Genomic DNA, 12,616 nt, shown 5'->3' on the forward strand with positions numbered 1-12,616 from the left:
GGGCGGTGCGGGCGCCGCCTCGGGCGGCGGCGGCAGCGCCGCCATCCGGGGCGACGGGGGCTCCGGCACCGGCGGCGGTGCGGCTTGGCTGGGCGGCGGGGGCGGCGGCGCGGCCTCCGGCGGGGCGGGCGGCGCGGCGACCTCGGCGGGAGGCGGCGGGGCCTCCGGCGTCATCCCCTCCTCCGGCGCCGCCAGCGCATCCTCGGCCGCCGGCTCGAACACCATGGCAAGCGCCGCCTCCTCCGGCGCCGGGGGCAGGGTGCGGTCCAGCCAGAGCAGCAGGGCCGCCAGCGCTGCCGCATGCAGGGCGAAAGAGAGCGCCGGCGCCCAGACGGCAACGCGGCCCTGGCCGGAGGGCAGCGCCGGGCGCGAACCGGACGCCGCCAGCCCGTTCACAGCACCAGCACCCCGTGATGCTTCGCCTTGCCCTCGGGCTCGACATGGATGGTGATGATCGCGCCCTCGATCTCCGATTTCAGCGCGGCCTCGACCCGGTCGCAGATCTCATGCGCCGCATCCACCGTCATCCCGCCCGGCACCACCAGGTGGAACTGGATGAAGATCAGCCGGCCGGCATGCCGCGTGCGCAAATCATGCGCCTCGATGGCGCCCGCCGCATGGGCGGAGACGGCGGCGCGGATGCGGCCGAGCAGCTCCGCATCCACCGCCTCGTCCATCAGCCCGCTGACGGAGTCCCGCACCAGCCGCCCGCCGGACCAGAGGATGTTCAGCGCCGTCACCGCCGCCAGCAGCGGGTCCAGCCAGAGCTGGCCGGTGAGCGCCACCCCCGCCACGCCCAGCAGCACGCCGATGGAGGTGACGACATCCGCCATCAGATGCTTGCCATCCGCCAGCAGGGCGGGCGAGCGGCCCTTCCGCCCCTCCCGGAACAGCATCCTGGCCCAGAGGAAATTCAGCAAGGTGGCGACGGCCGAAACGGCGAGCCCCAGCGGCGCATGCTGCGGCACCCGCGGGGCAAGGAAGACCGCCCAGGCCTCGTGCAGGATGACCAGGGCGGCGACGACGATCAGTACCCCTTCCAGCACGGCGGAAATGTATTCCGCCTTGGTGTGGCCGTAGGGGTGGTTGGCATCGGGCGGCACGGCAGCCAGCCGCACCGCCAGCAGCGCCGCCAGGGCGGCGGCGACGTTCACCACGCTCTCCAGCGCATCGGCGAAGAGCGCGACGCTGCCGGTCAGCCACCAGGCGCCGAACTTCAGCGCCAGCACGGCCAGGGCAATGCCCAGGCTGCCGATGGCAACGCGGAAAGTGCGGTTGAGGGAAGCGGCGAGCAGGGCAGCGGCTCCGGGGGCAGCGGCCTGGGGTTCATGCCTTGCGGCAGGGGGTGGGGGCAAGGGGGGCGTTGCCCCCTCGCCCCTCTCACAAGGCCGAAAGACCCTGGAAACCGTGGGTTCGGGCGGCGCCCGGCGGCGCCGCTCCCCTCAGACCGAGAAGTACTTGGCCTTCGGGTGGTGGAGGACGATGGCGCTGGTGGATTGCTCCGGGTGGAGCTGCCACTCGTCGCTGATGGAGACGCCGATGCGCTCGGCGCCCAGCAGCTTGAGCAGCGGCACCTGATCCTCCAGCCGCGGGCAGGCGGGGTAGCCGAAGGAGTAGCGGCCGCCGCGATAGCCCTGCTGCAGCATGCGGTCCATGTCGCGGTCATCCGCCGCGGCGAAGCCCCACTCCGCACGGATGCGCTTGTGGACATATTCCGCCATGGCTTCGGCCATCTCCACCGACAGCCCATGCAGGTAGAGATAGTCCTGGTAGCGGTTGCCCTCGAACCATTCCCGCGCCATGTCGCTGGCCTTCTGGCCGACGGTGACGACCTGCAGCCCGATGACGTCGCGGGCGGCCGGGCCATCGCCGATATCGCGGACGAAATCGGCGATGCATTCGCCATCCTGCTTCGGCTGGCGCGGCAGGGTGAAGCGGCAGGCCTCGGTCTCGCCATCCTCCTCGAAGAGGATCAGGTCATTGCCCTGGCCGGCGCACTTCCAGTAGCCGTAGATCGCCTGGGGCCGCAGGATCTGCTGCTCCTCGGTCAGCGCCAGCATGCGCTTCAGCACCGGCCGCAGCTCCTGCTTCGCCCAGCCGAGGAAATCCTCCAGCGAGCGGCCCTGCTTCCGGAAGCCCCACTGGAATTGGTAGAGGCTGCGCTCGTTGATGAAGGGGATGATGGCCTTCGGCGCCGCCTCGATGACCCGCGCGCCCCAGAAGGGCGGCACCGGCACGGGCTCCTGCTCCGTCAGGCGGCGGCGACGGGCGGCGGCATAGCCGAGCTCGACCGGCGCGAAGCCGCGCGGATCGGCCTGGCCCAGGGTGCGGCTCTCGTTGCGGGACTTGCCCTGCCGCTTCGCCTGCACCGCCGCCAGGTAGTCGTCGAAGCCGTTGCCCGTCACCTTGTCCATCAGGTGCAGCCCGTCGAAGGCGTCCCGCGCATAGGCGACGCGGCCGCTGGCATAGGCGCGGACGCAATCATCCTCCACGTAGTTGCGCGTCAGCGCCGCGCCGCCCAGCAGCACCGGCACCTCCATGCCGATGCGGCTCATCTCCTCCAGATTCTCGCGCATCACCACGGTGGACTTCACCAGCAACCCACTCATGCCAATCGCATGCGCCCGGTGCTCCTTCGCCGCCGCGATCATCTCGGCGACCGGCACCTTGATGCCGAGATTGACCACCTTGTAGCCATTGTTGGTCAGGATGATGTCGACCAGGTTCTTGCCGATGTCGTGCACATCGCCCTTCACCGTGGCGAGGACAATGGTGCCCTTCTCCTGCCCCTCGACCTTCTCCATGAAGGGCTCGAGATAGGCGACGGCCGCCTTCATCGTCTCGGCGGATTGCAGCACGAAGGGAAGCTGCATCTTGCCGGCGCCGAACAGCTCGCCCACCACCTTCATCCCGTCCAGCAGGATGTCGTTGATGATGGCGAGCGGGGCGATGCCGCGGTCCAGCGCGTCCTGCAGCTCCTCGTTCAGCCCCTTGCGGTCGCCGTCCACGATGCGGTCGCGCAGCCGCTCCTCCACTGTCTCGGCCTTCTTCTTGGCCGCCGCATCGGCGGCCTTGCGGCCGGCGAAGAGCTCCAGCATCCGCTGCAGCGGGTCGTAGCCCTCCGAACGACGGTCGAAGATCAGGTCCTCGGCGACCCTCACCTCCTCCTCCGGGATCAGGTGCAGCGGCTTGATCTTCGAGACATGCACGATCGCGCCGGTCATGCCGACCTTCACGGCGTGATCCAGGAAGACGCTGTTCAGCACGTGCCGCGCCGCGGGGTTCAGGCCGAAGGAGATGTTGGAGAGGCCGAGGATGATCTGGATGTCCGGGAATTCCTCCCGGATCATCCGGATGCCTTCCAGCGTCCAGAGGCCGAGCTTCCGGTCATCCTCATTGCCGGTGGCGATGGTGAAGGTCAGCGGGTCGATCATCAGGTCGCTCTGCGGCAAGCCGTGCTTCACGCAGGCGAACTCGACCAGACGGCGGGCGATGCGGAGCTTGTCCTCCGCGGTCTTCGCCATGCCCACCTCATCGATGGTCAGCGCGATGACCGCGGCGCCGAATTTCTTCGCCAGCACCAGGCGGTCACGCGCCGCCTGCTCGCCATCCTCGAAATTGATCGAGTTGATGATGGGCTTGCCGCCATGCAGCTTGAGGGCGGCCTCGATCACGGGCGTCTCGGTGGAGTCGATCACCAGCGGCGCGTTCACGCTGCTGGTGAAGCGGCGCACCACCTCGTTCATCTCGGCCATTTCGTCGCGGCCGACGAAGGCGGTGCAGATGTCGAGGCTGTTCGACCCCTCCCCCACCTGCTCGCGCCCCATGGCGACGCAGCCATCCCAGTCATGCGCCGCCTGCCGCTCCCGCCAGGCCTTGCTGCCATTGGCGTTGCAGCGCTCGCCGATGGAGAAGTAGGCATTCTCCTGCCGCAGCGCGACGGCACCATAAAGGGAGGCGACGGAGGGCACCCAGTAGGATTTCCGCGCCACGGGCGCCGGCCGCCAGGCATCGAATTTCCGCAGCATCGCGTCCAGCGCCGCGATATGCGGAGTGGAGGTGCCGCAGCAGCCGCCGATCAGGTTCACGCCATCCTCGCGGACGAAGCGCTCCATCCAGCTCGCCATTTCCTCCGGGCGGAGGGGGTAGTGGGTCTTGCCGTCCACCAGCTCCGGCAGGCCGGCATTGGGCTGCACGCTGATGAAGCCCGGCCAGTTCTGGCTGAGCCAGCGCACATGCTCCGCCATCTCCTGCGGGCCAGTGGCGCAGTTGAGACCCATCAGCGGCACGTCGAGGGCATGGGTCACGGTGGCCGCGGCTGCGATGTCGGGGCCGACCAGCAGGGTGCCGGTGGTCTCCACCGTCACCTGCACCAGGATGGGAAGCTGCTTGCCTGCCCGCTGCAGCGCCGCCTTGGCGGCATTCACCGCCGCCTTGATGAAGAGCGTGTCCTGATTGGTCTCGGTCAGCAGCGCATCCACGCCGCCGGCGATCAGCCCGCGGCACTGCTCCTCCAGCGCCGCCTGCAGCGTGTCGTAGTCGATATGGCCGAGGCTCGGCAGCTTGGTACCGGGTCCAATATCGCCGATCACCCAGCGGTCTCGGCCATCGCTGAAGGTCTCGGCCGCCTCGCGCGCCAACTCCGCCGCCAGCCTGTTGATCTCGAAGGCCCGCGCCTGCAGCTCGAACTCCCCGAGAGTGACCGGGGACCCACCGAAGCTGTTGGTCAGCACCATGTCGGCGCCGGCCTCGTAGTAGCCGCGATGGATCTCCCGCACGAGGTCGGGGCGGGAGAGGTTCAGCACCTCGGTGCAGTTCTCCTTGCCCCAGTAATCCTTGTCGATGTCGAGGGTCAGCGCCTGCACCCGGCTGCCCATGCCGCCATCGCAGAGCAGCACGCGGTCACGAAGCGCATCCAGCAAATGGGGACGGGGCATCTGGCAGGGTCTTCCGGGTCAGCAGGGTGTGCGCCGCGGGCGCGGCATCAAAAGGTCAGCGCAGCCGGAGCAGCGGCGACGAGTCCGGGCAGCCGCCGGGCTGGCCAGAGCCGGACGGCAAGCGGGCCCTCAAGAGTGATGGACGGGAGCGCGGCGCAGCCGGCGGCGCCGCACCAGCCGGCCAGCTCCGCATCGTCGAAGCCCGGCCAGCGATGCGCCTGGGCGGTCAGCAGCTCCGCCCGGTCATGCGCGGCGAGGTCGGTGACGATCAGCAGCCCCTCCGGCCGCAGCACGCGCGCCGCCTCGGCCAGGGCGGCGGCCGGGTCCTCGGCGTAGTGCAGCACCATCTGCAGGGCGACGACGTCGAAGCTGCCATCCGGCAGGGGCAGGCGGTACATGTCGGCCTGGCGCACGGTGCAGTGGCCGGCCAGGCCGCGCTCCGCCAGGCGGGCGCGGGCCAGGGCCAGCATGTCCCGACTGGCATCGACGCCCACCGCCTGCCGCGCCCGGTCCGCCACCAGCTCCAGCAGCCGGCCGGTGCCGGTGCCGATATCGAGGAAGCGCGGAATGGCGGGCGGCAGCAGCTTCAGGAAGGCCTGTTCGATCGCCTCGGCCGGCAGGCCGAGGGCGCGGATCTCGTCCCAATCGGCGCCGTCGCGGCGGAAGGCCTCGGAGGCGGCGCGGGCCCGCTCGGCGGCCAGCCGCACCGCGGCGCGGCGGTCCGCGGCCAGCAGCGCGTCATCCTCCGGCAGGCGGGCGAGCAGCAGCCGCACCAGCTCCGCCCCCGGGCCGGGGGGAAGCTGGAAATAGGCATTGGCCCCTTCCGGCACCCGCTCCAGCAGCCCGGCCTCCACCAGCAGCTTCAGGTGCCGGGAAAGGCGCGGCTGGGACTGGCCGAGCACGGTGCAGAGATCGGACACGCAGAAGGCCCCGCGGGCGCAGAGGGCCAGCAGGCGGAGGCGTGTGGGTTCGGCAGCGGCGCGGAGTTGCGCCAGCAATTCATCCATGGGGCTGCTTATCACATAAAGACATGCTTATGTCTAGGATAAGACGCTTCCCGAATGCGACAGGAGAGCAGGATGGCCTGGGCCATGGATGCGCGGATCCCGGTGGCGCTGGTGGCCGACCCAGCAGGGCTGGGCGCGGCACTGGCGGGCGGCAAGGTGGCGCTGCTGGCCTCCGCCCCCTGCCCCGGCGATGGCGCCCTGGCGGTAGAAAGCTTCGCCCCGGAGGCCTCTCATAGCCTGGCCTGCGCCTGCTGCCAGGGGCGCTCCCCCGCCGCGGTGGCGCTGGACCGGCTGTTCCAGGCCCGGGTGCGGGGCCGGGTGGGGTGGTTCGAGCGGGTGGTGGCCTGGGTGCCGGATGAGCCGTCCCAGGCGGCGGTGCGCGCCGCGCTGGCGCTGGATGCGCTGACGGCGGCGCGCTTCCGGGCTGGATAGCGCAAAGGCCCTGCCCCGGCCCGGGCTCGGTTCAGCCCACCAACTCACACCGGGGACCGGGGTCAGGTCCTGGTCCGGCGGGGGTCGGCGGCACCGCCGCCAACGGGCAGAGCCCCTGTCGGGGGCTGGGGGCAAAGCCCCCAGCGCTACGCCTTCGCGCGCAGCCGGAACGCCGCCACCAGCAGCGCCGCACCGAAGGCGATGGCATAGCCCGCCGCCCACCAGGTCAGCACCACCGCCCCCAGCAGCGGCGCCATGGCCAGAAGCACGCCCCAGATCACCGAGACCACGCCACCCGCCGCCAGCCAGCCCCGGCCGGGCCGGCGCATCCTCCAGGCGGCGGCGATCATCAACCCGCCGGTCAGCAGCGCCCAGGCCGCGGTCACCAGCACGAAGCCCAGCACCGCCCCCACCGGGAAGGCGATCGCCAGCACGCCCATGGCGATGGTCAGCACCGCCTCGGCGATCAGCAACCCGCGCCGGCCGGTGCCGCGCGCCGCGGCCACCAGGCCCAGCACCCCGTCCACCAGCAGCCAGCCGCCGAAGAACAGCGCCAGGGACAGCAGCACCGCTCCCGGCGCCAGCAGCGCCAGGGCGCCGAAGAGGATGGCGCAGACGCCGCGCAGGGCCACCGCCCACCAGCGATGCGTCAGCGCCTCCTCCAGATGCTCGGGAACATGGGGAAAGCTCGTGGTGGACATGGGACCTCCTTCGCGCTGCCCCCGGTTAACGGCGGCGAGGGGTCGGGAAGTTCCCTCGGCCCGAACCGGGATGGCGACATCCTGCCCCTGCCGCTTCCCCCGTGGCCTTGATGCAGCGCAGGGTCGCGCCGCGGTGCTCAGCCCGGCACCGCGACCTCCTCCTCGATCCGCAGCGCATCGTTGAAGCGGTTGAAGAAGCCGCAAAGGGTGATGCGCAGCGTCAGCTCGACGATCTGCGCCTCGGAGAAATGCACCCGCAGCCGGGCGAAGAGCGCCTCCGGGATGCGGTTGGAGCGCTCCCAGGCGGCGATGGCGTATTCCACCACCAGCTTGTCGAGATCATCCAGCTCGGGATGGGTGGCGTAGTCCAGCAGGCGCTGGGCGCCCTCCCGGCTCACCCCCTCCACTTCCAGGAAGGGGGCGTGATGGGCGACGCAGTAATGGCAGGCATTGAGCAGGGAGACGGTGACGATCGCCAGTTCCAGATGGCGCTTGGACAAGCTCTTTGCCTCGCGCAGCTCCATCAGCATGGGCATCAGGTGGCGCAGCGCCGCCGGCACATGGGCGATGACGGCCACCTGGTTGGCGAAGGGCCCGTATTCGCCGGCGAAGCGGCGATAGATGGCGGCAAGATCGGGCGGCAGTTCCTCGGGCGGGATGTCGCGGACGCGGGCCATGCGGACTCCTCCTCGCAATGTCCGCCCAGCCTCGCACCCGCCGCCGCAGAGCGCCATGGCGTAGCGCCGCCTGTTGCGCTGCCACGGCCTCGCCCTGGCTGCGCGTGGGACGGCAACGCTCCCCGTCTTCCAGGCGACCCTCGGCGATCAGAAATCCAGCCGGTTGAAGATGCGGCGTGGCAGCAGGCGGATGAGGGTCATCACCGGCCACCAGATCAGCGGCACATAGGCCTCGCCCCCGCCCTTCCCCGCCCGGCGCCAGATGGCGCGTGCCATGGCGGCGGGTTGGGCCATGAAGGGCAGCTTCGGCAGCGCCCAGGTCATGGCGGTATCCGCCGGCCCGGCCTTCACGCAGAGCACCTCCACCCCGGACGCGGCGAGCCGCGCCGCATAGCCCTGCAGGAAGGTGGCGAGCGCTGCCTTGCTGGCGCCGTAGAGGTGGTTGCGCCGCCGCCCCCGGTCCCCGGCGACGGAGCCCAGCGCCACCACCCGCCCCGCCTTCCGCGCCGCCAGGATGGGCGCGAAGGCGCCGAGCAGCGCAGCCGGGCCGGTGACGTTCACGGCCCACATGGCGCCGGCGAGCGAGGGCTCGGCCTCCGCCGCCGCCTGCTCCGGCATGGCACCGGCGGCGAGGAACAGGTTCAGCACTCCCGGCACCCGCTCGGCGCAGGCGGCGGCGAAGCCGGGCTGGGCCGCGAGGTCGGCGGCATCCCAGGAGAGCGGCGTCGCCGCCACGCCATGCCGCAATTGCAGGTCGGCGGCCAGCGCCTCCAGGTCGGGCATGTCGCGCCCCGCCAGCAGCAGGTCGGCGCCATGGGCGGCGGCCTCCTGCGCGAAGGCCCGGGCGAGCGCCGAGGAGGCGCCGAGGATCAGCCAGGTCTCGTCCGCCATGCCGCTCACCCGAGGCCGAGCCGGCGCGACAGGCCGGAGGAGAAGGCGCCATCCGGGTCCACCCGCGCGCGCACCGCCTGGAAATCCGGCGCCTGCGGATACATGGCGGCGAAGCCCTGGGGCGAGAGCCAGCTATCCTTGGCCAGGTAGATCCGGCCGCCCGCCTCCACCGTGATGCGCTCCAGCGCGGCGAAGAGCGCGGCGCTGCCGGGGCGGGCCGGGATGTCCAGCGCCAGGGAATAGCCTGGCCGGGCGAAGGAGAGCATGCCGATCCCCTCCCGCCCCATCGCCTTCAGCACGGCGAGGAAGGAAGCGTTGCCCCCCGCCGCGACGGTCTCCAGCAGGCGGCGCAGCGCCGGCTCGCCCTCCCGGAAGGGCAGCACGCATTGGAATTGGTGGAAGCCGCCGCGGCCATAGAGGCGGTTCCAGTCGAGGATCGCATCCAGCGGGTAGAGGAAGCGCTCATAGGCGACACGCTCCTCCTGTGGGATGAGGGGCGCGCGGCGCCAGTAGAGCTCGTTGAAGGCGGAAATGCTGAGGCGGTTCAGCGCGAGGCCCGGCAGGTCGAAGGGCAGGCGCCGGGGCTTCGGCGGGCGGTCCGGCAGGCCCTCCGGGCTCGGCTCCGCCACTTCGAGCACCCCGCGGCCGAGCGCGGCGCCTTTTGCCAGGGCATCGATCCAGCCCACGGCATAGGCGGCGGCGGCCTGCGCCTCGAAGCCCGCCAGGAAGGCGTCGAGATCCGGCATGCGCTGGCGCCGGACCAGCAGGGCGTTGGAGGGCACCGGAGCCAGCCGCAGGCAGATGGCGCTCAGGATGCCAGTGAGGCCGAGCCCGCCGATGGTGGCCTGGAACAGGGCCGGGTCGCTCTCCGGCGAGACGCGGCGGGTGCTGCCATCCGCCAGCAGCAGGTCGAACCAGGCGATATGCTCGCCGATGCTGCCGGCCAGGTGCTGGTTCTTGCCGTGCACATCATGCGCCACGGCCCCGCCCAGGGTGACGAAGGCGGTGCCGGGCGAGGCCGGCGCCAGGTAGCCGCGCGGCAGGAAGACCCGCAGCAGCTCGGCGAAGGTCACGCCGGGCTCGGCCAGCAGCAACCCGCTGGCGGGGTCGAAGGCCAGCAGCCGGTTCAGCCGCTCGGTCAGCACCACGGCGCCGCCGGGGTTGAGGCAGGCATCGCCATAGGAGCGGCCGGCGCCACGGGGCAGCAAAGCGCGGCCTTCGGGCGCGGCCAGGGCGGCCTGCAGATCGCGCAGCCGCTCCGGCCGGGCGGCGAGGCAGGGGCCCGGCATGGCGCGCCCCCAGCTCTGCAAGGTGAGCGCCTTCCACAGCTCCGGCCGGACAGCCGGGCTGGCGGCGTTCGTTTCGGCCGCCATGCTCAACCCAGCCCCTGCCCCGGCCACCCGCCCCAACGCACCGCATCCCCAGCCATCAATGCCCCCCACCCCTCTCGCCTTCCCCAAGGACGCGTGCGGGCAGATATTGTTCCGCCGACGCGCATATGTGCTTGTCCCGTGCCGATGGCGCCCCCGGGCGGGCGCGCCCCGAGCCCCAGCCATGCTCCCATTGCCGCGTCAAGGTTGAGCCGGCGGCGCAGCACCCTCCGCCTGCGAGGGGCCCGGCACTCCGGCAGGCCCATGACCCTTGCGGATGGTCGCCCTCAGCGCTGCCCGAAGCGCATGCGGGCGCCTCTTCACAAGGCCCGGAGCCGGCTACAGCGCCAGCAGCAGGGCCCCTGCGATCGCCGCCCCCAGCAGCCAGCTCCAGGGGTCGCGCAGGGCGAAGACCACCGGGTCCTCCCGCAGCTCCTTGCGATGCGCCAGCAGCCAAATGCGCGCCAGCCACACCGCCAGCAGCGGCGGCGCCACATAGAGCAGTCCCGGCCGCGCATAGAGCAGCGAAGGCTGCACCTCATCCGCCACATAGAGCAGCATGATCTGCAAGGCGGCCATGGCCGAGGCGGCGCCGAAGGCCAGGGTCAGCGGCCAGTCACCCGGCTCCCAGCCCCGCCGGGTGAGCGTGCCGGGCGGGCCGTCCCGCGCCTCCACCAGCTCCCCATGCCGCTTGGCGAGCGCGAGGGAGAGGAAGAAGAAGCCGGCGAACCCCATCAGCCAGGGCGAATAGGGCACCGCCGCGAGTTCCACGCCCAGCGCCAGACGCAGGGTGAACAGCCCGGCGATGATCAGCGTATCCAGCAGCGGCACCCGCTTCAGCCGCGCCGAATAGGCCAGCGACACGGCGATGTAGGCCAGGCCGCCCAGCAGCACGGAGAGGCCCAGCAGCGCCGCACCCCCCAGCCCGAGCAGCAGCAGCAGCACCGCCCCCGCCAGCGCATGCAGGGGCCGGATGCGCCCGGCGGCGATCGGCCGCGCCCGCTTCTGGCGGTGCGCCCGGTCGGAGGCCAAATCCGCCAGATCGTTCAGCAGGTAGGTGCCAGAGGCGATGAGGCCGAGCGCCAGCATGCCGGCCAGGCAGGCCAGCACGGCATCCAGGTCGGTGAAACGATGCGCCAGCAGCAGCGGCACCAGCAGCAGCGCGTTCTTCGACCATTGATGCAGCCGCATCGCCCGCAGCCAGGTGCCGGGCCCCGCCGTTTCGCGGGGGAATTCCGCCAGCGGCTCCGGGTGCAGGTGCCGCGCCGCGGCGACGACATCCGCCGGCGCCGCCACCAGCACCACCTCCTGCGCCGCGGCGAAGACCGGAACGTCGTGCCGGCTGTCCCCGGCATAGGCGAAACCACCTGGGAAACGCTTGCGCAGGAATTCAGCCTTGTGGATCCCGGCGAGGTTGCGGCCGCCATCGCTGCCCGTGGCGCTGGCGAAGAGGCCGAGCTGCTGCGCCACGGCATCCGCCACGCTCTGGTCCGCGGCGGTGACGAGGTGCAGCTCCCGCCCCGCCGCCCGCTGGCTGCGCAGCCATTCGAGGAAGCCCCAGCGCAGCGGCAGGCTGCCCGCCTGGCAGGGGGCGATGCGGCTGACCTCCCGCTTGAAGGCGGCGCGGCCGCGCGGCAGGACGGCCAGGATGCCCGGCAGGGCCCAGGGCTGGCGCAGCAGCGCCGCCACCAGCCCCTCATGCAGCGTATCGGTGGCGAGCAGCGTGCCGTCCAGATCCACTGCGAGGGGGAGCGGGCCGGCCAAGTCGGGCTGCGCGGCGCCGCCCCGGGCCCGTCTGGTCGACAGCTGCTGGTCCATCATGCGTCCGGCATTCCTCCTGCCATGCGCCAAGGGCGGCGAGGCCGGAGCCTGGCCAAGCCGGGCCAGCGCGAGCCTCGGCGGATAGGTGCAGCGCGGCAGAAGGCTTCGGGTTCGCCGGGCCCGGCTGGGAAGTGGCACCTCGAGGCTTCATGGGGGGCGTCAGGCCCAACCGATGCGGGACTCACCGGATCACCGGACGCCGCCCGGTCGCCCGCTGGGCAGCCTGCCGGCCCAAGACCTCACGGCACAATCCATCGGCCCGGCGATGAGCCGCCATGAGGCTCGCGGCCCGGGCCGGCCATCCGTCCGATCTGGGATTGCCCCAGAGCAGATCGCGTTCAGATGGCCTCATCTGAACGCGTGAAGATGCCCGCAAAACAACGGCCCGGAGCATACTGCGTGAGCGCAAGCGAACGCGGCATGCTCTAGCCGCCCAGCAGCGCGGCCGCGATGGTGGCCCATTCCGCCTCCAGCGGCTCGGCCGGGCGGCAACGGCCGGCGCGACGATACCAGTAATCGGCATTCGCCAGGTCGCCCTCCCGCCGGTGCAGCAGGGCATGCACCCAGGCGCTGTCGGCATCCTCGCCCGCCTGGGCGGCCTGGTGCGCGGCATGCCAGTCGCCCTTGGCGTCCCACCACAGCGCCTGCAGGGCGGGGCTGAGGCCGGGAGGCGGGGCGGCATCGACGGCGGCGCTGCGTCGGAGGCTGGCGGCATCCATGCACCCAGCCTGCGCCGGCCGGCCCGGGCGGATCAAGCCGGTGCTTCGCGGCGCGGCAGGC

11 protein-coding genes are annotated in these 12,616 nt (G+C 71.9%); 1 reads left to right on the top strand and 10 read right to left on the bottom strand.

Translation table 11 applies throughout. From position 1 onward, the window contains the following. From NJ376_RS04775 to NJ376_RS04790, 4 genes are all read right to left on the bottom strand, one after another. A partial coding sequence (locus NJ376_RS04775) for a hypothetical protein (RefSeq protein WP_252952088.1) occupies positions 1 to 396 on the bottom strand: 396 nt, incomplete at its 3' end. Next, positions 393 to 1,295, bottom strand: a complete 903-nt coding sequence (locus tag NJ376_RS04780) for a cation diffusion facilitator family transporter (protein WP_252952161.1) — start codon at positions 1,293 to 1,295, stop codon at positions 393 to 395. The genes NJ376_RS04780 and NJ376_RS04775, both read right to left, overlap by 4 nt. A gap of 147 nt (positions 1,296 to 1,442) precedes the next feature. After that, positions 1,443 to 4,937, bottom strand: a complete 3,495-nt coding sequence (metH, locus tag NJ376_RS04785; protein WP_252952089.1) for a methionine synthase — start codon at positions 4,935 to 4,937, stop codon at positions 1,443 to 1,445. A gap of 47 nt (positions 4,938 to 4,984) precedes the next feature. Beyond that, positions 4,985 to 5,944, bottom strand: coding sequence for an ArsR/SmtB family transcription factor (locus tag NJ376_RS04790; RefSeq protein WP_252952090.1), 960 nt, complete (start codon positions 5,942 to 5,944; stop codon positions 4,985 to 4,987). A gap of 72 nt (positions 5,945 to 6,016) precedes the next feature. Between NJ376_RS04790 and NJ376_RS04795 the strand changes: the two genes are divergently transcribed. Then, complete coding sequence (locus NJ376_RS04795) at positions 6,017 to 6,376, top strand: hypothetical protein (RefSeq protein ID WP_252952091.1); 360 nt, start codon at positions 6,017 to 6,019, stop codon at positions 6,374 to 6,376. A gap of 146 nt (positions 6,377 to 6,522) precedes the next feature. Here NJ376_RS04795 and NJ376_RS04800 read toward each other — a convergent pair whose 3' ends face one another. The 6 genes from NJ376_RS04800 to NJ376_RS04825 all read right to left on the bottom strand — a co-directional run bounded on the left by NJ376_RS04800 (position 6,523) and on the right by NJ376_RS04825 (position 12,555). Beyond that, positions 6,523 to 7,077 carry an HdeD family acid-resistance protein gene (locus tag NJ376_RS04800; RefSeq protein WP_252952092.1) on the bottom strand — a complete coding sequence of 185 codons (555 nt, stop codon included), beginning with the start codon at positions 7,075 to 7,077 and terminating at the stop codon, positions 6,523 to 6,525. A 137-nt stretch (positions 7,078 to 7,214) separates the two neighbouring features. Continuing rightward, positions 7,215 to 7,754: a carboxymuconolactone decarboxylase family protein gene (locus NJ376_RS04805; RefSeq protein ID WP_252952093.1), complete on the bottom strand. Its 540-nt coding sequence runs from the start codon at positions 7,752 to 7,754 to the stop codon at positions 7,215 to 7,217. 147 nt (positions 7,755 to 7,901) lie between these two features. Continuing rightward, positions 7,902 to 8,645: an SDR family NAD(P)-dependent oxidoreductase gene (locus NJ376_RS04810; RefSeq protein ID WP_252952094.1), complete on the bottom strand. Its 744-nt coding sequence runs from the start codon at positions 8,643 to 8,645 to the stop codon at positions 7,902 to 7,904. 5 nt (positions 8,646 to 8,650) lie between these two features. Next, complete coding sequence (locus tag NJ376_RS04815; RefSeq protein WP_252952095.1) at positions 8,651 to 10,018, bottom strand: FAD-binding oxidoreductase; 1,368 nt, start codon at positions 10,016 to 10,018, stop codon at positions 8,651 to 8,653. Positions 10,019 to 10,354: 336 nt separating this feature from the next. Further along, positions 10,355 to 11,836 carry a UbiA family prenyltransferase gene (locus NJ376_RS04820; protein ID WP_252952096.1) on the bottom strand — a complete coding sequence of 494 codons (1,482 nt, stop codon included), beginning with the start codon at positions 11,834 to 11,836 and terminating at the stop codon, positions 10,355 to 10,357. 425 nt (positions 11,837 to 12,261) lie between these two features. Beyond that, positions 12,262 to 12,555, bottom strand: coding sequence for a hypothetical protein (locus tag NJ376_RS04825; RefSeq protein WP_252952097.1), 294 nt, complete (start codon positions 12,553 to 12,555; stop codon positions 12,262 to 12,264). Positions 12,556 to 12,616 lie beyond the last annotated feature (61 nt).

Source organism: Siccirubricoccus soli (assembly GCF_024178315.1).
In the GTDB taxonomy this organism is placed as follows: Bacteria; Pseudomonadota; Alphaproteobacteria; order Acetobacterales; family Acetobacteraceae; genus Siccirubricoccus; species Siccirubricoccus soli.